Annotated in this window: 19 protein-coding genes, 9 tRNA genes and 2 rRNA genes; 1 reads left to right on the plus strand and 29 read right to left on the minus strand. The window is 37.9% G+C overall.

Annotated elements, in window-relative coordinates; translation table 11 throughout:
* Window positions 1–18: 18 nt before the first annotated feature.
* From KI343_RS11825 to KI343_RS11840, 4 genes are all read right to left on the minus strand, one after another.
* Complete coding sequence (locus KI343_RS11825) at window positions 19–1,500, minus strand: peptide MFS transporter (RefSeq protein WP_212926634.1); 1,482 nt, start codon at window positions 1,498–1,500, stop codon at window positions 19–21.
* Between the two features lie 614 nt (window positions 1,501–2,114).
* The gene (locus KI343_RS11830; protein ID WP_212926635.1) at window positions 2,115–2,498 is read right to left on the minus strand and encodes a VOC family protein; all 384 of its coding nucleotides are present in this window, start codon (window positions 2,496–2,498) and stop codon (window positions 2,115–2,117) included.
* Window positions 2,499–2,585: 87 nt separating this feature from the next.
* Window positions 2,586–2,864: an ArsR/SmtB family transcription factor gene (locus tag KI343_RS11835; RefSeq protein ID WP_212926636.1), complete on the minus strand. Its 279-nt coding sequence runs from the start codon at window positions 2,862–2,864 to the stop codon at window positions 2,586–2,588.
* Between the two features lie 304 nt (window positions 2,865–3,168).
* Window positions 3,169–4,338, minus strand: coding sequence for a lactate 2-monooxygenase (locus tag KI343_RS11840; protein WP_244856897.1), 1,170 nt, complete (start codon window positions 4,336–4,338; stop codon window positions 3,169–3,171).
* Window positions 4,339–4,533: 195 nt separating this feature from the next.
* Between KI343_RS11840 and KI343_RS11845 the strand changes: the two genes are divergently transcribed.
* Entirely contained in the window at window positions 4,534–4,749 is a 216-nt protein-coding gene (locus tag KI343_RS11845; RefSeq protein WP_212926637.1) for a YjzC family protein, read from the plus strand.
* A 186-nt stretch (window positions 4,750–4,935) separates the two neighbouring features.
* Here the strand turns inward: KI343_RS11845 and KI343_RS11850 are convergent, their stop codons facing one another.
* The 25 genes from KI343_RS11850 to KI343_RS11970 all read right to left on the minus strand — a co-directional run.
* Window positions 4,936–5,460: a GNAT family N-acetyltransferase gene (locus KI343_RS11850; RefSeq protein WP_212926638.1), complete on the minus strand. Its 525-nt coding sequence runs from the start codon at window positions 5,458–5,460 to the stop codon at window positions 4,936–4,938.
* Between the two features lie 33 nt (window positions 5,461–5,493).
* Window positions 5,494–5,913 carry a VOC family protein gene (locus KI343_RS11855; protein ID WP_212926639.1) on the minus strand — a complete coding sequence of 140 codons (420 nt, stop codon included), beginning with the start codon at window positions 5,911–5,913 and terminating at the stop codon, window positions 5,494–5,496.
* A gap of 129 nt (window positions 5,914–6,042) precedes the next feature.
* A complete protein-coding gene (locus tag KI343_RS11860; protein ID WP_212926640.1) occupies window positions 6,043–6,504 on the minus strand; it encodes a DinB family protein in 462 nt (153 codons plus the stop codon).
* 191 nt (window positions 6,505–6,695) lie between these two features.
* Window positions 6,696–7,022: a DUF2200 domain-containing protein gene (locus KI343_RS11865; RefSeq protein ID WP_244856898.1), complete on the minus strand. Its 327-nt coding sequence runs from the start codon at window positions 7,020–7,022 to the stop codon at window positions 6,696–6,698.
* Window positions 7,023–7,038: 16 nt separating this feature from the next.
* The gene (locus KI343_RS11870) at window positions 7,039–8,022 is read right to left on the minus strand and encodes a tRNA dihydrouridine synthase (protein WP_212926642.1); all 984 of its coding nucleotides are present in this window, start codon (window positions 8,020–8,022) and stop codon (window positions 7,039–7,041) included.
* Window positions 8,023–8,510: 488 nt separating this feature from the next.
* Window positions 8,511–9,002: a VOC family protein gene (locus tag KI343_RS11875; RefSeq protein WP_212926643.1), complete on the minus strand. Its 492-nt coding sequence runs from the start codon at window positions 9,000–9,002 to the stop codon at window positions 8,511–8,513.
* Between the two features lie 61 nt (window positions 9,003–9,063).
* Entirely contained in the window at window positions 9,064–9,930 is an 867-nt protein-coding gene (locus KI343_RS11880; RefSeq protein WP_212926644.1) for an SDR family oxidoreductase, read from the minus strand.
* Between the two features lie 798 nt (window positions 9,931–10,728).
* The gene (gene arsC, locus KI343_RS11885) at window positions 10,729–11,148 is read right to left on the minus strand and encodes an arsenate reductase (thioredoxin) (RefSeq protein ID WP_212926645.1); all 420 of its coding nucleotides are present in this window, start codon (window positions 11,146–11,148) and stop codon (window positions 10,729–10,731) included.
* A gap of 14 nt (window positions 11,149–11,162) precedes the next feature.
* The gene (locus tag KI343_RS11890) at window positions 11,163–12,461 is read right to left on the minus strand and encodes an arsenic transporter (protein ID WP_212926646.1); all 1,299 of its coding nucleotides are present in this window, start codon (window positions 12,459–12,461) and stop codon (window positions 11,163–11,165) included.
* 17 nt (window positions 12,462–12,478) lie between these two features.
* A complete protein-coding gene (locus KI343_RS11895) occupies window positions 12,479–12,823 on the minus strand; it encodes an ArsR/SmtB family transcription factor (RefSeq protein WP_212926647.1) in 345 nt (114 codons plus the stop codon).
* Between the two features lie 95 nt (window positions 12,824–12,918).
* Window positions 12,919–13,116 (minus strand): hypothetical protein, encoded by a 198-nt coding sequence (locus KI343_RS11900; protein ID WP_212926648.1) that lies wholly within the window; start codon window positions 13,114–13,116, stop codon window positions 12,919–12,921.
* 172 nt (window positions 13,117–13,288) lie between these two features.
* Window positions 13,289–13,741: a GNAT family N-acetyltransferase gene (locus tag KI343_RS11905; RefSeq protein WP_212926649.1), complete on the minus strand. Its 453-nt coding sequence runs from the start codon at window positions 13,739–13,741 to the stop codon at window positions 13,289–13,291.
* A gap of 75 nt (window positions 13,742–13,816) precedes the next feature.
* A complete protein-coding gene (locus KI343_RS11910; protein ID WP_212926650.1) occupies window positions 13,817–14,698 on the minus strand; it encodes a DMT family transporter in 882 nt (293 codons plus the stop codon).
* 1,231 nt (window positions 14,699–15,929) lie between these two features.
* A complete protein-coding gene (locus KI343_RS11915; protein ID WP_212926651.1) occupies window positions 15,930–16,322 on the minus strand; it encodes a hypothetical protein in 393 nt (130 codons plus the stop codon).
* Between the two features lie 437 nt (window positions 16,323–16,759).
* Window positions 16,760–16,833 (minus strand) — tRNA-Ile (locus KI343_RS11920).
* Between the two features lie 13 nt (window positions 16,834–16,846).
* Window positions 16,847–16,917: transfer RNA gene (locus KI343_RS11925), tRNA-Gly, on the minus strand.
* 12 nt (window positions 16,918–16,929) lie between these two features.
* Window positions 16,930–17,015: transfer RNA gene (locus KI343_RS11930), tRNA-Tyr, on the minus strand.
* A 23-nt stretch (window positions 17,016–17,038) separates the two neighbouring features.
* Window positions 17,039–17,111 (minus strand) — tRNA-Phe (locus KI343_RS11935).
* A gap of 16 nt (window positions 17,112–17,127) precedes the next feature.
* A tRNA-Ser gene (locus tag KI343_RS11940) sits at window positions 17,128–17,220 on the minus strand.
* Window positions 17,221–17,317: 97 nt separating this feature from the next.
* A tRNA-Asp gene (locus KI343_RS11945) sits at window positions 17,318–17,394 on the minus strand.
* Between the two features lie 4 nt (window positions 17,395–17,398).
* Window positions 17,399–17,475 (minus strand) — tRNA-Met (locus tag KI343_RS11950).
* Window positions 17,476–17,497: 22 nt separating this feature from the next.
* A tRNA-Val gene (locus KI343_RS11955) sits at window positions 17,498–17,573 on the minus strand.
* A 5-nt stretch (window positions 17,574–17,578) separates the two neighbouring features.
* Window positions 17,579–17,653 (minus strand) — tRNA-Glu (locus tag KI343_RS11960).
* 83 nt (window positions 17,654–17,736) lie between these two features.
* Window positions 17,737–17,853 (minus strand): 5S ribosomal RNA (rrf, locus tag KI343_RS11965).
* A 66-nt stretch (window positions 17,854–17,919) separates the two neighbouring features.
* A 23S ribosomal RNA gene (locus KI343_RS11970) occupies window positions 17,920–18,039 on the minus strand; the annotation flags it as partial.

Below are 18,039 nucleotides of genomic sequence, written 5' to 3' on the forward strand. Positions count from 1 at the left end.
TTGAAAGGTCTTTTAAACTTACACTCTCTTTTTATATACGGAAGAGAAGAAGAATAGAATAACACCGAGTAATACGGCAATTCCACCAATAATTCCAAAGTAAAGGACTTCTGTTTCAGGACTGTATAGTTTAACAATTTGTGCGTTAATTGCCTGTGCTGAAGCATTAGATAAGAACCAAAGACTCATTGTTTGCGCAGAGAATGCGGCAGGAGCCATTCTAGTTGTTGCAGCTAAACCTACTGGTGATAGACATAATTCACCAAACACAGCAATTAAGAAGCTAAGTACAAGCCAGATTGGACTGACAAGCGCATCTGGGCCTGCAGTAATAGCTGGAATTATCATGATTAAGAAAGAAAAACCAGCAAACACTAAACCTAATGAGAATTTTTTATGCGTAGAAGGTTGTCTTTTACCTAGCTTCATCCATAATGCAGCAAATGCCGGTGCTAACAGAACAATAAATAATGGGTTCAACGATTGGAACCAAGATGATTGTAAGGAAAGACCAGCAAATGATAATCTTGTCCGCTCATCAGCGTATTGTGCCAAGATAACTGCTCCTTGCTCTTGAATTGCCCAGAATACCATTGCGGCAATGAATAATGGGATATAAGCAAGTAAGCTCTTTTGTTCCTGACTTGTTGTTTTCTTGCTGAAATACATTACTAAAAAGTAAATAATCGGAATAATTATTCCACAAATGCTGACTAACATGATAAATCGATCAATTGTTAAAATACCATTTGAAATTAGAACCGCGCCAACAATAACAATTACTAATGCACTGATTCCAAATTTCAAGAATACAGATTTCTTTTCATCTGCTGACAGCGGATTTGGCACATAGGAACCAGCAAGACCTAAATATTTCTTTCTTGTAGCTAAGAAAATAATAAGTCCAATCAACATACCAATTGCTGCTACACCGAAACCAAGATGGAAACTATACTTTTGCCCGAGTGTTCCGACAATAAACGGTGCAATTAAACCACCCAGGTTAATTCCCATGTAGAATATACTAAACCCAGCGTCTGTACGCGGATCTTCTTTATCATATAAATCTCCGACAATATTGGATACATTAGGTTTTAACAGCCCTGTACCAATAACAATCAAGCCCATGGATACAAATAGAGCTGTAACTCCTCCTGGAAAGGACAAAGCAATATGACCTGCCATAATTAATATTCCGCCATAAAAGACCGTTCTCTTCGTACCAAGTAATCGGTCAGCAATCCAGCCGCCAATAATACCTGACATATATACAAGCGAACCGTAAATAGCCATGATAGAAGCAGCCGTTCCTTTATCCAGGCCTAGCCCGCCTTCTTTAATAGCGTAATACATATAGTAAAGTAAAATTGCCCTCATACCATAGTATGAAAATCTCTCCCAAAACTCTGTGAAAAATAATGTAAATAATCCTTTAGGATGTCCGAAAAAACCTTTTTGCGGGACACTCTCAAGGATTTTCTGTGGATTCTTGGTCGTCATAATTTTTCCTTTCTCCTTCTGTATAAAAACTGACCCAACCTCCGAACTAAAAATAAGGCTTTTACACTCTTGCATCAATGAAAACAGAAAATATTTATTTGACAAATGTTCTGACAAAAGAAAAACACCCCGACATTTGGAAAACTACCAAACAGAAGAGGTACCTTTAATGATGAGACCATATAGGTAACTTGCAAATAAGATAAACTTTTAAAGAGTTAAAAGTGTTAAAAAATTTACACCATACAGGTATTACAACGTCTTTTTCATTTTTCTTATGTTTTATTTTCAAATTAATCTCATGTCCCCTATTTGAAAGTAAAAAGGAACAGCTTGTCAAATGAAACATTAGAGTGTGAGTTTTCTAAATTTATTAAAATAATACACCTATTTAAATTCGTAAAAGTTGAATACTAAAATAATAGCACTCCATAAGCATAATGTAAAATAACTGGTTAATGGTTATTTTTTCAAATAGTCGATTTTCCCTAGTAATAAAGCATTTTTTAGTGAAAAAATTTTTATCAAAATCATTGCGGAAAGTATTTGAAAGGTAAAAAGGAACCCACCTTGAAAAAACATCAAAATAGGTTTCCTTCCTGAAAAATATAACTCTATTGTTGTACGATTTGAATAAGATTGCCGCATGTATCATCGAAGACAGCTAATGTTACTTTCCCCATTTCTGTCGGTTTCATCGTAAACTGCACACCTTGATCCACTAATCGTGTGTATACTTCATGAACATCTTCTACACCAAACATCGTTGCGGGAATTCCTTCAGCAACCAGCTTTTCTTGATACTCCTTGGCAATTGGATTGTTATTCGGCTCTAGTACTAATTCGGTACCGTTTTGATTGTTTGGAGAAACAACCGTTATCCATCTAAATTCCCCAGCAGGTTCGTCTTCTTTCTTTACAAACCCTAGTTTTTCAGTATAAAACTGAAGTGCCTTCTCCTGATTTTCTACAAATAAACTCGTAACTATAATTTCCATTTTGTTTCCTCCCTCAAATATATTTCGGTGGCATGCGACAAATCCGATCGCAAGAAGCAACCATTCATCAATAGTTCTGTTATAAAATCACTCCACCCATCCCTCCAACAAATCTTTAAGTGGTTCGTTGTTAAACTTCAGGATTCGAAATTTACCTTTTCGTTTTGACTCTACAAGTCCGGCATTTTCAAGCACAGCAAGATGTTTTGCTATAGCTTGTCGCGAAATAGAAAGATTATGCCTCATGATGAGACGTGCCGTAAGTTCATACAACGTAAGCTCATTGCGTTCAGATAGTTCGTCCAGTATCAGTCGCCGATTGGAATCGCTGAGGGCTTTGAATATAGCGTCTTTATCAGTAACCATATAACATATTATACGCAACCGAATGGTTACATGTAAATAATAATATAGTATTGTCTGTCGTCCAAATTCATCCAATACCGAATGAATCAATGACTATAGAAAGAGAATCTTATCAAACGGAAAAACATAAAAAAGATGTTTCATGGGTACTTTATCCAAATTATTGAAAAGCCCATAAAAAAGGAGAATGACAAATGTTATCCACACAGCGTGTAATTGTAAACCCATCAAATACAAGTATCACTTATCTTACGTTAAAACAAATAGAAGAAACAACCTAAAGGCCGCTTCTTCCTCTCATCCTTTATTCCACTTTCCTTAGCAGCGCTGCCTCTAAACTACTTACTGAGGTTTGACCAGTTAGGCCCAACGTAATATCTAAGTCAGCAAGCAAGTTTTGCATGACTTCTCTTACCCCTTTCTGACCTGCAGCTGCCAGGCCATACATAAGTGGTCTGCCGACAAGTACTGCTTCTGCGCCAAGCGCCATCGCTTTCATAATGTCCGATCCTCTCCTAATCCCGCTATCCATAAGCACTGCTGCTTTGTCTCCTACAGCTGCTGCAATGTCCGGAAGTGCATCTAATGCCCCAATAGCACCGTCTACTTGGCGTCCGCCATGATTCGATACAATAATACCATCGACACCTTTTTTCACAGCCAGTTTAGCATCTTCTGGATGTAGAATACCTTTCAAAATAATTGGCAGCTTTGTATGTTCACGTAAAAAGTCGATATCCTCCCATGTCAACCCAGTATTTCCAAAAATTTTCGTCCAATGCATAATAGCAGATTGCGGATCCTCTTGTGGCGGTTTATCCAGCTTAGCCATGAAAGCCGAATCAGTAAAATAGTTTCCTAATCCCTCACCTGCCAAGAATGGCAAATAGACATTTTTTAAATCATTCTCTCTCCAAGCCATCATCGGTGTATCCAGGGTAACTACTATTGCAGAATATCCAGCGTTTTCAGCACGTCTCAAAAAACTTGCCGTTATCTCCGGATCTCTGCTCCAATACAATTGAAACCAGCGCGGCCCATCTCCCATAGCCTCTGCTATTTTTTCCATCGGTACGGAGGAAGCTGAACTTGCAATATAAGGAACTCCCATTTCAGCAGACGCTCTTGCGGAGCCAATTTCTCCTTCATCATGTATGATAGACTGTACCCCAATTGGAGCTTGCAGTATGGGAAACGGATATTTTTGTCCAAATAATTTAACGGATAAATCACGTTTATCTACATTCCTCAGCATACGTGGAATAATCCTCTGTTTAGTGAATGCTTCCAAATTCGCCTGCATAGTTCTCTCTATTCCAGCACCGCCAGCGATGTAGTAATAGGGACCATCCTTTAGTTTTTCACGCGCTAGATTTTCCCATTCCTCATTTATTACTGGAAGCCTATCAGGATCTGGGTTGTGCATCGTTGCGTAAATTTGATATTGAATATGATTTCCGATGTTCTCCATCATTAATTCCCCTCCATTTCTTATGTTCTTTCTATGTTGTTAGAATATCATACATTTTATCAATTTTGTATTTTCTGAAATTAATTCTTTGTTTAGGAGTAAAGGGGAAAAATCCTCCATCTTGTCTTTTCTTTCCATTCATAGGTTCCTTCAAACTTCCTCATAATAAGGCAGAAGAGCGATAAGGAGGTATTTATTATGGGAGAAATCAGCGAGTTCAAAGGCGGAGAGAAGGCTCCTAATAACGGGGTTTATATTGAAGTTGGTGAAACCGGCAGCGGCGTAAAAGACCCGCAACAAATTTCAATGAAAGCTGGAGAAAAATTTCCAGAAACTACAAACGATGACCGTGTTTGGAAAAACAAGCGTAGCCAATCCCGCCCAGGCCAAACTAGACGACAAACATCGAACTAATATGAAGAAGAAGGAAAGGAACTTTGACATAAGTTGTAAGTTCCTTTCTTTAAAGAATCTTACTTAAACGTTACTGTATGGATTTACTTTATCAAAAGTGGTTAGGAGTTGTAGCATCAAAATATATTACAAATAATTATGACTGCAAACCCAAAATCCTAGTCCAAAAGCGACCATAACATCTATTTAATTCACTTCCGAATACAGCATCCCATACACAATACTGTCTGTCCATTCACCTTTGTTCCAAAAATCTTTAATGAAATGTGCTTCTTTTCTCATCCCTATACGCTCACATAATTTTTGTGATGCTTCATTTCTTGCGTCAAGATTAGCTTGTATACGATGTACATTGAAATCAGTAAACAATTTCTTAACTAAATTACCCACTGCTTCTGTTGCATAACCTTTACCTTTCGCTTCTTTAGAAAAGCTGTAACCTATTTCAACTGTATCTTTCATTTCTGTATACCATACAGAGAGATCACCAATTACTCTATTATCATGTACTACAGCTAAGCTTAGAGAAGTATCTCTTGAAAGTGCATGATTATCTAACTTTTCACGAAACCTTTCTTGCATGTTTTCATCTGTCCACTTGTCATGTAAGAGGTATTTACATATATCATCATTATTATAAATATGAAATACATCCTGTAAATCGCCACTTTTAAACGGTCTAATAAATAATCTTTCCGTTCTAAACTCCAAAAAATCTCTCCCCTCACACTAAATATAGTCCAATTATTTTGCTGTAAGATATTTTTCTTTGAAATCTGGACTAAGTTCACTCCATACATCAAATTTATTGCCATCTAAATCATAAAAAACAAAGTTCCTGCCACTGTGCCCCCTGTTTTCAATCTCTCCAACCCTCACCTCATTTGCTATTAAATCTTCGTGCAGCGCTTCTAAAGATTCTAACCCATTCACTTCGAAGGTGACAGAAAAGCGTTCTTGACCATAAACATCAATAAAATTAGAGGTTTGATTTTCGTCTGATTTCACTAAAAACATACTTTGATTTGCAAGGTTTAAAATCGCCTTCTCCTCATCTCTATAGGATAAAGCTGCATCTAGTTTATTTACATACCATTCGGATGATTGCTCTACATTTGTTACTGGAATATAAGTCGTTCCAATCCTCAACAATTTTCCACGCATCTAATAGCCCCTCCTGTTTCTAGATCTTTATTACATTCGCTTTTCATGTCCTTTTTTCCTTCCAGTTGAGCTAACTAATCACTTTTTTGTCATCAGAAAAGAATATCCTTTTGATGGGCTATTAGATAGCTATCGGCTTAAAAGTAATTGCTTCATACTTTTAACTATCCCCATATGCAAACTTTCGTGATTCATATAAAATATAAACATATCACCTAATGTTTTCATATCTAGGAAGGGATGTTTAAGCGTTTCCTTCAGATACCCTTTGCATGCTTGTTCAATAACAGCCGGTTGTTCTTTCAACTGTATTATTATCTCATCCATTGACGGAGGTTGTTCTGTCCAATACGCTGGGTTACTGCCACTTGGAAATAGAACATGATAAAATGGATGAAGTTGTCTCTCCTTATTAACCTCCGGAAACATGGTATTATCCCATCCTACCAAGATATGACCAGCGTTCCATCGTATACTATTGTTATGCCCCTGTGGTATCTGATCTACTATTTCTTCAGGAATGGTGAGAAGAAATTCCACTGTCCAATTACGCCACAATTTCATTTGTTGAAATAATTGTTCTTCCTCCATAACACTTTTCCCTCCTTTAATCCCCTGAACTTCTTTGTAATCGTAAGTCGGCTCGTATTGGCTCTGAAATTTAGAACTCAAGCTGGACGCGATGATGTCTATTTAGAAAAGCAATTACGCAAAAACTTCTTTACTTAAAAATAGAGACACTAACTTCTACATACAGAATCAGTGTCTCTTCATGTTAATAATTATTTTCGAAAAATCTTTTCCATCGTCTTTCCTTTTGCCAATTCATCAATCAGCTTATCCAAATAACGGATTTCTTGCATCAGCGGCTCTTCAATATCTTCCACACGGACTCCGCAAATTACACCTTTAATCAAGGAGCGAGAAGCATTCATCTGCGGAGCTTCCGCGAAGAACGTTTCAAAGTCTACCTTTTTTTCGATTTGCGTTTCCAATTCCTCTTGACTATAACCTGTCAGCCAAGTGATAATGTCATCGACTTCTTCTTTCGTGCGACCTTTTCTCTCTGCCTTTGTCACATAATGCGGGTAAACACTTGCGAAACTCATGGTATAGCCCCCCCTTTTATTGTTCAGTCGCTGCATCTTCCTCCTGCAAATGAAATGCATCCAACAATTTACGAACTTCATCGGTTGTTTCCGTGCTCATCAATTGATTCCGTAATTCACTCGCTCCTCGGAATCCGCGGACATATATCTTGAAGAAACGGCGAAGCGGCTTGAACGAACGGGCTTCTAATTCTGAGTATTTATCAAAAAGATCTAGATGCAATCTTAGGAGATCCAACAATTCCTGGCTGTTATGCTCTCTTGGCTCCTTTTCAAAAGCAAATGGATTTTTAAAAATACCTCGACCAATCATCACACCATCCACTCCAAATTCTTCAACGAGCTTCAAACCAGTTTGTCGGTCAGGAATATCTCCATTAATTGTTAAAAGTGTATTCGGAGCTACCTCATCACGAAGTTTTTTAATTTCCGATATTAGTTCCCAATGCGCATCTACTTTACTCATTTCTTTTCTGGTACGCAGATGGATAGAAAGATTTGCAATATCCTGTTTAAATACGTGCGTCAGCCAGACACGCCATTCATCTATATTTGTGTAACCAAGTCTGGTTTTTACACTTACAGGGATTCCGCCTGCTTTGGCAGCTTGGATAATTTCTGCTGCAACTTCTGGACGGAGAATAAGCCCGCTCCCCTTTCCTTTTGAAGCAACATTCGGTACAGGACAACCCATATTAATATCGATGCCTTTGTAACCCATTTCCGCCATACCGATACTCATTTCACGAAAATTGTCTGGCTTGTCCCCCCATATATGTGCAACCATTGGCTGTTCATCCTCTGTAAAAGTCAAACGACCGCGCACGCTATATATCCCCTCTGGGTGACAATAACTTTCCGTGTTTGTAAACTCCGTAAAGAACACATCCGGTCGCGCTGCCTCACTCACTACATGACGAAAAACAACATCCGTCACATCTTCCATTGGTGCCAATATAAAAAACGGTCGTGGTAAATCACGCCAAAAATTATCTTTCATTTCAAATTCCAATCCTCTCATTATGGGATAGGCAAAACCCTATTCCCAAAATTACAAAGCAACAAAGTTCCTGCTTCTTTTATACTTATATCATGTTTATGCACTTTTTATCAAACGATCATTTCCATTATCTCTTATTATGTTTACGACAATAGTATCACAAGAAGATTGCGCAAGACAAAAAGGCTGAATCACTAGTAGTGGATCCAGCCTGCTGCAGCTTTAAAAATGATAATCATTTTTTGGTCAAAAGTTTTATTTCCCTTATTCCCGGGTTAAATAGTCAGTATATGTATATCTCCAAAGAGCTAAAACCATACATTTTATAAAATGGTCCAACTTTATTCGGTTTTACCGTGCACCTTAAATAAAGTTGGACCAAAATAAATTGCAAACTTATCGATAAAAATCGTTTTGAAAAAGGACTTCGTAACATCGTTTATTTAGGGAGAAAACAATATAGAAACTTATTCCTTTTGAAAAACGATTTATGAATCTAAATAGAGTACTTCATAGTTATGGCTGTAAATCTCAATAAGATTTCCAAACGGGTCTTCGCAATAGACCACTCTATATGGTTTCTCACCTGGTGAATGATATTTAACTGGCATAAGCTGCTTTCCACCATGTTTGACGATTTGATCAGCTAGCTCTTCCACATTAGGGTCCATTACAGCGAAGTGAAAAATCCCTCGCCAATCTTTAAAGGAAGTTTCCCCTCCATGGGCATGTTCACTTGTAGGGAATTCTAATAGCTCAAAACCTACATCGTCTCCAGTAGCGATGTGAGCCACCTTTAAAGTTCCAAACCCTTTCCCAAAACAGGCTTGTGTCATCTCTCCTATAGGACCAACACCTTCCTCCACTTCATTTGGAGGCTGAACAACGGTCCAACCGAGCACCTTTTGATAAAATTCAACTGCTTCTTCAACATCTGGAACAGACAACCCCACATGGGAAAATGATCTAGGGTAAACCATAACATCGCTCCTTTCTATTCTTGAATTAAATTGTGCTATTTAATAATCCCCCTGGTTGTAATTAAGAGGACGTATATGCGCCACCGTTGATATGGATGGCTTGGCCCGTCATATAGGAAGCTTCATCAGAAGCAAGCATTACATAAGGCCATGCGTGTTCTGAAGGCTGTCCAGGACGATTCATTAAAGTATCCTGACCAAAGTTTTCAACGCCATCCTCATCGAAGGAAGACGGAATCAGCGGCGTCCATACAGGACCTGGTGCCACTGCGTTGGCGCGGATTCCTTTCTCAGCAAGACTCTGGGCAATACTGCGTATCCAAGCAGTGATTGCTCCTTTTGTTGCTGCATAATCCATTAAAATTGGATTTCCTCGATATGCATTAATCGAAGAAGTTGCAATAATAGAATCTCCTGCTTGCATGTGGCGTACAGCAGCCTTCGTTAAATAAAACTGGGAAAAGAAGTTTGTCCGGAATACCTCTTCAAATTGTTCGGAAGAGATATCTAGAACATCCTCACGCACATATTGAATCGCAGCATTATTAACTAGAATATTAATGGTGCCAAACTCGGCAACCGTTTTTTCTACGAGATCCTGGCAATGGGATTCGTCCTTAATATCTCCAGGAAGCAGTAAGCATTTTACACCTTCTGCCTCGACCATTTTTTTCGTTTCTTCTGCATCTTCGTGCTCGTCTAAATAGGATATGGCAACATTGGCCCCTTCTTTAGCATAAAGAATTGAAACAGCTCGGCCAATTCCGCTGTCACCGCCAGTTATAAGTGCAGCTTTCCCTTTTAATTTATCAGTTCCTTTATATGCCGTCGGCTGCGCAGGCTGTGGATTCATTTTTGATTCCAATCCCGGTTGCTTATCTTGTCGCTGGCGAGGCGTACTGCCTATTTGCATATTTTTTGGATCCATGTGATCATCTCCTCCTTCATCTTAACGTTCTATTTGATGTGTACCACCTATAACAGAAATACAAACATAAAACGAAACTTTATACAGTGGGGATTTTTGCTTTTTCCCACTGAATGATTAGTTGAGTGATTCAGGGAGTTAGCGCCCGTTATCTCTCGTTTAAAGAAATTTATTTTCACTCTTTATTTTGACGCGGGAGTTTTACGGGCGTTTCTCCGTGATAAAATTCATCTTTCGTATTGTCTGTTTAAAAGGGAAAATCATACATTTGGAGATGAAGTAAAAATGATAGTCAGAGGTAGCTAGATTTTTCCTGCGTTGTTAAGAACTTCAACTCTATGAAATACCCACATGACGGCATACAAAAAAGGAATGAAATGCTGTACCAGAGCATCTCATTCCTTTGGATAAATTTTTATAAAAAGCATCATCATACGGTTGATATAAAATACCATGTCCTTTAGATGGCACAAATTTAGATATACGGGGCTACATGAGTCAATAGCAATGACAAGGCGACAGGGTAGTTACTTAGATTGTAAAAATACATAAACTACCTTAACTCCTTTGTTACAATACGTAGAGATTCATATAATCCTTTTTCTCCTGCTTCCGTAATGGTTACAGCTCGGTTAGAAGTTTTTCGTTGCTTGGCAGAAATGAACACTTTTTCACCTAGCAATTACATTTAATTTTGAATGTTATCCTAAATCTCATAAAGGCAACTCCTTCTGTGCTTGTCAAAGATACTTCTATAGGGTAAGCAAAATTAAGAGTTACTTGGATATAAGATTGGCTTTACTCCCCAGTTTCCGCAAACCGTTTGATTCTTTCCCCTATCTGGTCACGAACGCGTTGGAATACAGCCCATTTTTCCCCTTCACTTCCTTGAGCTTTTGCAGGATCATCAAATCCCCAGTGGTCTCGTTTTACTTGAGGTGGTGTCGTCGGACATTTATCAGCAGCATCCCCACATAAAGTGACGACAAAATCCGCATTGTTTAAGATTTCAGGGTCAATAGTATCTGAAGTTTGACCAGTGATATCAATATCCACCTCGCGCATTGCCTTTACTGCATTGGGATTTAAGCCGTGTGCCTCGATTCCTGCACTTTTCACTTCCCATGCATCTCCCAGATGTTTTTTTGCCCAGCCTTCAGCCATCTGACTTCTGCAAGAATTCCCTGTACATAGGAAATAGATTGTTTTTTTAGACATAATTATTCTCCTTCTTAAAATAGAGTAAGTGTTAGATATAGACCTAATAATGTAATAAATAAGATTGGAATGGTTAATATAATACCTGTTTTAAAATAGGTTCCCCATGATATTTTCACGCCTTTTTGGGATAATACATGCAACCATACTAATGTTGCCAAAGAACCAATGGGTGTGATTTTAGGACCTAAATCTGATCCAACTACATTTGCGTAAATAAGTGCTTCTCGTAACACGCCAGATGTAGTTGTTTCAGCAATAGCTAAAGCATCAATCATAACGGTAGGCATATTATTCATAATGGATGATAGGAAAGCTGCAATGAATCCCATAGCAACCGTTCCAACAAATAAACCTTGATCAGCAACAGTTTGAATAATACTTGCCAGCGCAGATGTAAGTCCGGCATTGCCTAATCCATAGACTACCACATACATTCCAATAGAGAAAAACACAATATTCCACGGTGCCCCTTTAATAACTTCTTTTGTATTAACAGCAGCACTGCGTCTTGCCATGATGATAAAGAAAATCGCAATAATTCCTGCAACAATAGAAACAGGTACGTTGATAAATTCACTCGTAAAGTAGCCAATTACCAATAAACCAAGCACATACCATGACATGCGAAACATTTTTAAATCCTTAATTGCTTCATCTGGCGACTTTAGTTTCGATACATCGTATTGCTTGGGTATGCTTTTTCTAAAATAAATGAATAATACCGAAATGGTTGCGATTAGTGAAAATAAGTTGGGGATAATCATTCTTGAAGCATATTCCACAAATCCGATTCCAAAGAAGTCCGCAGAAACAATATTAACTAGGTTGCTAACGATAAATGGCAGAGATGTTGTATCAGCGATAAATCCACTTGCCATGATAAACGGAAAAATCATTTTTTCCTTGAAATTCAAATGACGTACCATCGCAAGTACAATCGGTGTGAGAATGAGTGCTGCACCATCATTAGCAAATAAAGCCGCCACAATAGCACCTAAAATGCTTATGTAGACAAACATCTTGATTCCATGCCCTTTTGCTATTCGTGCCATATGTAATGCTGCCCATTCAAATAATCCAATTTCATCTAAAACTAATGAAATGAGAATGATTGCAACAAATGATAATGTTGCATTCCAGGTGATGCCGACGACATCTAGTACATCACCAAAATCCACTACTCCTGCTAGTAAAGCAACAACAGCTCCTCCGATGGCAGACCAGCCAATATTTAAATTTTTTGGCTGCCAAATTACAAGGACAAGGGTTAATATAAATATGAAAATTGCGAGTATAAGTGTTGCCTGCAAAATAAAACCTCCAAAAACTAACAACAAGAAATTCTTGTACCTTTCTCTTCCAGTTGTTTTAATTTATCATTTTGATCTGGTAATTGATCCAAAATTGGCTTGATAAATGAATAATACGCACTCTTATTATTGACTGAATAAAATATCCATTGCCCTTTTCTCTCTTCCTTTACCAACCCTACATCTTTCAGCTTACGTAGATGCTGACTGATAGATGGTTGGCTGGTTTGAAATATTTCAACGAACTCACAAACACAGCAGGTCTGTTCGTCAATCAATTTCAGCATGGTCAGCCTTGTTTTATCGCCAAGCAGTTTTAAAATGCCGGTAGCTTCCTCTATTTCAATCTTTGTTTGCAGCATTTCCTTTCCTCCCTTCATCAAACCGCAACATAAGTATATAATTATGTGCTTATATATACAACTAAAAAATTTTAGTGCAAAATTTATCCTTCTTCCTATTCTTTTAATTCCTTATAGGCCTCGATAAAATGTTCATAGGAAATATCGCCACGTGTTGTTTCATCGTTTCGAAATAGACGAACAAATGTGATTTCCTTTGCCTCTTCTAAAGTGCATTGTCTGCTGTTCCTAATTAAAGAAAAATACGCCTTGAAGTACGCTTTACTCAAATTACCGCCTTTGTTAATGACCATGGATATTACACCTCCAAACAAGGGGAGTATATTATACACCCTTGTGATTTTTCACACTTTTAGCAGCATGAATTTGCATTTGTAACATTTATATTTATACTACATACACCTGTTTCAGGTAAATTCAATTCGACCTTCTCAGAAGCGTCATCATCACCTGATAATAAACTTATTAAATATCTTTTTTAAAAGAGGTTAGAGACAGTCCTTCTGTTATTTCTATTTCTTCTGTTATAGAAAATCCATTTTTCAAATAAAAAGCGATTGCCGGTTCATTTTTAGTTCCAGTTGACACGGTGATTGTTGTACAACCTTTCTTATTGCTTTCAATGAAGTCTAATAACTTCTTGGCAATTCCTTTTCTAAAGTGTTTCGGATGGACTATTAACCGATGTATATCAAGGATACCATTTTCTGCTTTTAAAGAAATCACGCCACATAACTCATCTTTGAAGTAATAGCCAAAAAATGATTCCCCACATTGCTGTAATGTTTCAACGCTGTCTTTTAACGGCGGTAGATCATGAAAACCAATGATTTTTGCTTCTATTTTATAGGAAGGTATTTGTATATTTAATACTTCTCTAGCAAATTCAGGATTGGTAATATCTATTTTTTTAATCAAAAACTGTCCCCTCTCTTATATTCTCTTTAAATATAATAAAGTGAAAACATGATAACTAACTTTTCGACTGTACAATCAAGTGGCTCGATATCGTTTTCTCTGATAGGTAGAAAATATGACTCCCCCTACAATAAAAAAGGAACCTAAAATTTCAAAGCCAGTAATTGGTTTGGAAAGTAATATGAATCCAGCAATCATTGCCACGAATGGTTCTAAGTTCGACAATATAGACGCTTTCGATGCATCCGCATAACGTATATGTGTATTCCAAATTAAATTAGCAATACCGTGAACTGTAATCGCTGTTCCGATGAGTAATGCCCAATCAGAAAAAGTAACTCCGATTCTTATTTGTTGGCTATCCCATACAAAAACAAATGGGATCGACACAATAAACCCTACTATATTTGAATACAGTGTGATAGTAAGGGAATCCATTCGTTGAGAAAGCGTTCTGGTCATAATAATCATGATAGCGAATGTTACCATTGTCAGGACAATCCATATCAGCCCTTTATCAATATGAAAAGAGGTCAAACTTTCTCTCGTTACAACTAGAAAGATACCTATGATGGCACAGATAGACCCTCCAAGCATTCGGAGGGTTAATTTTTCTTTCAAGAAAATAGCCGCTAATAATCCGGTTAAAATAGGAGCTGTTGCAAGAATCAATGCAGAAGTTGTAGGATCAGACGTTTCTAACCCCACAAAAAATGACCATTGATTTATAAAAACGCCAATAACCCCTAACACTAAAATCGCTGGCCAATCTTTTTTATTGATAGGCTTTACAGATCTTCTATAGCAGGCTATTCCTATTAATAATAACACAATAAAGAAAAGCCTTAATGAGGTTAACAAGGTTGGAGAAAAGTCTTGAACTAAGATTTTTCCAAACACAAAATTACTACCCCATACAATCACACAAAAAGTAGGCCAAGTATACGTCTTTAACATGTATCATTCCTTCTCCTATATCCGTAATCTAGTATATATGCAACTTAAAAACTTTTATCAGCAAGTTATCAACGGTGATTGTCTTAAGTTATCATACTATATTTCATGTAACAATTCCGTTTCGCAGCTCAACGGGATAATTTTATTTCTGACTCCTTAAAGCTGTTTCGTTAAGCTTTATTCCGCCAATTGTATGTATCTCTAAAAGTCTTTAGACTAAACGCAACAGTTAAGGTACAACCCTGTAATCTACTTTAACACATCTATCCCTATTTTTATTAAGACCATGCTGTAAAGTCGTAGCAAAAAAGTAATTCTACAATGAAAATCATGATTGCCCACAGCGTCATGAAAAAGATAATATACTCTACGCCGACTTTCTGGTCATACAGAGCTAAATATACCAGTCCAATCCTATAATCTTTTATCATAATTGCAAATTAAGTGGGTATATAATCCAAAATTCCCTACCCATCTCTACTAGGATTTCAATAATATTTGGCAAAAGAGTGCTGAATAAACTTAGCAAATTTAATATATTTATTTAGTACGCGAATTAGCGGTTGAACGTTCGTTACAATTATAAAAGAACAAAACATATTAAAGCATACTTCTTAATCTGCCTCACAGGGAACACACTGAAAAAGGATTGCAAGTTCTTTGCACATGTAGGAGTACACAGAAAGCTCGGAATAGCTTATTCCACAAGCCAGAGAGGAAAAAGCGGCAGCATTTCGAAGAAGAAAAAATACCAAAAGAGAAATGGACACCTGATGGCGATTGTTTTAAACGAATTATTTGATTCATCGCTTATCTAAAGACCCTATACAGTCGGATTGATGCATGGTTACTATAGACTAGAAATTTGGATTTAAAGCGGAGGCCCCGTCTCTCCACTACAAAAAGCGAATTGAAAGATAAAAGACTGCTTGAAAAAAGCATGAAGAACGTTCAGAATCCGTTGTACACGGAGAAATCTGATAACATTCTTGGTCACTAAGCCAAAGATAAAGCAGTACTCAAACTGAAAGAACGGACAACACACCATAAAATCATTTACAAACAAATAGAGGAATGAGCGAGCCTTTAGCCATCTTTAATGACTTGGAACCGTATTTATTTATTGAAAAACCCGCCTAATTAGATGTCTTGCCATGAATATTTCAATTTTCTCTAAACGCGGTTTCTTGCCATTTTTGATATAGATAAATGATAGGTACCGTAATGGCAATCATAACAAAGAGTCCGAAGTTTGACATAGTGCCCATCGTAATAGTCCAATCTTCTGAAAGATAAAAGGACTTACAACAAACGCTTGGAATAAATCGATAATCCAATTTGCAATTAAAAACAGCCAAAAATTCGGGTAGATGAAATAAAACATATAGAGGGTTACTACGATCAGAAATCCATAAACAAAAGATGAAATGTTGGTAAGTATAAATATATTGTTCTCTTCATGTATCTCCCACCAATTCCATACTTCAGCCATTTGGAAAAGAACTGTATATAAAACAACCATAAATAAACAAACCGGCATAAATTTCTTTACGCGTTGCGAATCCAAGGGAATTAACAGAAGCCAGGGGGCTAAAAATAAAATCCATGAGACAATTAGACCCAACACTAAAAACCTCCAATAAAAAATGCCTTATAATTAATAATGGTATCTTTCCCCTCCAAATGATGAAATATTCATTAACTCTATCAGTAGTATTCTCTTCTGTACTAATTTTTCAATAAAAAAGTGACCTTCTACTTTAAAATGTAGAAAGTCACTTTCTATTTTTGCTCGGTTTGTCCCAGCTTCCACTTTTTCAATCCGTAAGCCTCTACTTAATAGGAGAGAAAAGTACACTTATAGAGAGCAGCAATAATTAAATATGGCGGGAGAGGGTAAACTCGATAATAATTGATTAACACGCGTTCTATAGCTGAAAATTACATATTAAAAAAGCTCTATAGCTTAGAAGGCTACCGTACTGCCTACTCAAGCTAAGAGCTTATATGAACATATCCATGTATGGAAGTTGAACCACCAATCAATTATTTATAAGTTAATGGGCCTGAGTGGACTCGAACCACCGACCTCACGCTTATCAGGCGTGCGCTCTAACCAGCTGAGCTACAGGCCCACTTTAATAATGAAGCGGGTGAAGGGAATCGAACCCTCATCATCAGCTTGGAAGGCTGAGGTTTTACCACTAAACTACACCCGCATATTTTAAAGATGGTGGAGGGAGTAGGACTCGAACCTACGAACCTGATAGGAGCGGATTTACAGTCCGCCGCGTTTGGCCAACTTCGCTATCCCTCCATGAATGTTTTAAAAATAAATGATGGCTCGGGACGGAATCGAACCGCCGACACAAGGATTTTCAGTCCTCTGCTCTACCGACTGAGCTACCAAGCCTTTTAACTATTATGTATGGAGGAGGTAGAGGGATTCGAACCCCCGCGCGGTTTGACCCGCCTGTCGGTTTTCAAGACCGATCCCTTCAGCCAGACTTGGGTATACCTCCATATTAATATAAAACCTATAAATAAAATGCTATAGGTCAACTTTTTGGCACTCAACTTACTTGTTACAATCTCTACCAATTAATTAAAAACGAAATATGGCGGTCCGGACGGGACTCGAACCCGCGACCTCCTGCGTGACAGGCAGGCATTCTAACCAGCTGAACTACCGGACCAATTTGGTTGCGGGGGCAGGATTTGAACCTACGACCTTTGGGTTATGAGCCCAACGAGCTACCAGACTGCTCCACCCCGCGATATGAATTTATAAATCTTACATGGTGGAGGATGCAGGGCTCGAACCTGCGACCCCCTGCTTGTAAGGCAGGTGCTCTCCCAGCTGAGCTAATCCTCCAAATTTGGTGACCCGTACGGGATTCGAACCCGTGTTACCGCCGTGAAAGGGCGGTGTCTTAACCGCTTGACCAACGGGCCAGATGAATTTACCTGATTATTAAACAAATAAATAATTCTACAGAGATTTAAATATGTAATTTTCATTTCAGGTAAAAAAATAGGCCTGGCGGCGTCCTACTCTCGCAGGGGGAGAACCCCCAACTACCATTGGCGCTGAAGAACTTAACTTCTGTGTTCGGCATGGGAACAGGTGTGACCTCTTCGCTATCGCCACCAGACCTAAAATATTTAATTAGGATTTTGCACCCTGAAAACTAAATAAGAGTAACGTGACATGAAAAAACTTAGATAAGTCCTCAATCGATTAGTATCCGTCAGCTGCACGTGTCGCCACGCTTCCACCTCGGACCTATCAACCTCATCGTCTCTGAGGGATTTTACTCACTTAAAGTGATGGGAAGTTT

This window comes from Oceanobacillus sp. J11TS1, from assembly GCF_018333215.1.
Lineage (GTDB): Bacteria > Bacillota > Bacilli > Bacillales > Amphibacillaceae > Oceanobacillus.

Excerpts from the sequence above, each read along its gene's own strand:
- KI343_RS11825 (WP_212926634.1), bottom strand. The coding sequence starts at position 1,500 with ATGACGACCAAGAATCCACAGAAAATCCTTGAGAGTGTCCCGCAAAAA.
- KI343_RS11830 (WP_212926635.1), bottom strand. The coding sequence starts at position 2,498 with ATGGAAATTATAGTTACGAGTTTATTTGTAGAAAATCAGGAGAAGGCA.
- KI343_RS11835 (WP_212926636.1), bottom strand. The coding sequence starts at position 2,864 with ATGGTTACTGATAAAGACGCTATATTCAAAGCCCTCAGCGATTCCAAT.
- KI343_RS11840 (WP_244856897.1), bottom strand. The coding sequence starts at position 4,338 with ATGATGGAGAACATCGGAAATCATATTCAATATCAAATTTACGCAACG.
- KI343_RS11845 (WP_212926637.1), top strand. The coding sequence starts at position 4,534 with ATGGGAGAAATCAGCGAGTTCAAAGGCGGAGAGAAGGCTCCTAATAAC.
- KI343_RS11855 (WP_212926639.1), bottom strand. The coding sequence starts at position 5,913 with ATGCGTGGAAAATTGTTGAGGATTGGAACGACTTATATTCCAGTAACA.
- KI343_RS11860 (WP_212926640.1), bottom strand. The coding sequence starts at position 6,504 with ATGGAGGAAGAACAATTATTTCAACAAATGAAATTGTGGCGTAATTGG.
- KI343_RS11865 (WP_244856898.1), bottom strand. The coding sequence starts at position 7,022 with ATGAGTTTCGCAAGTGTTTACCCGCATTATGTGACAAAGGCAGAGAGA.
- KI343_RS11870 (WP_212926642.1), bottom strand. The coding sequence starts at position 8,022 with ATGAAAGATAATTTTTGGCGTGATTTACCACGACCGTTTTTTATATTG.
- KI343_RS11875 (WP_212926643.1), bottom strand. The coding sequence starts at position 9,002 with ATGGTTTACCCTAGATCATTTTCCCATGTGGGGTTGTCTGTTCCAGAT.
- KI343_RS11880 (WP_212926644.1), bottom strand. The coding sequence starts at position 9,930 with ATGGATCCAAAAAATATGCAAATAGGCAGTACGCCTCGCCAGCGACAA.
- arsC (WP_212926645.1), bottom strand. The coding sequence starts at position 11,148 with ATGTCTAAAAAAACAATCTATTTCCTATGTACAGGGAATTCTTGCAGA.
- KI343_RS11895 (WP_212926647.1), bottom strand. The coding sequence starts at position 12,823 with ATGCTGCAAACAAAGATTGAAATAGAGGAAGCTACCGGCATTTTAAAA.
- KI343_RS11900 (WP_212926648.1), bottom strand. The coding sequence starts at position 13,116 with ATGGTCATTAACAAAGGCGGTAATTTGAGTAAAGCGTACTTCAAGGCG.
- KI343_RS11910 (WP_212926650.1), bottom strand. The coding sequence starts at position 14,698 with ATGTTAAAGACGTATACTTGGCCTACTTTTTGTGTGATTGTATGGGGT.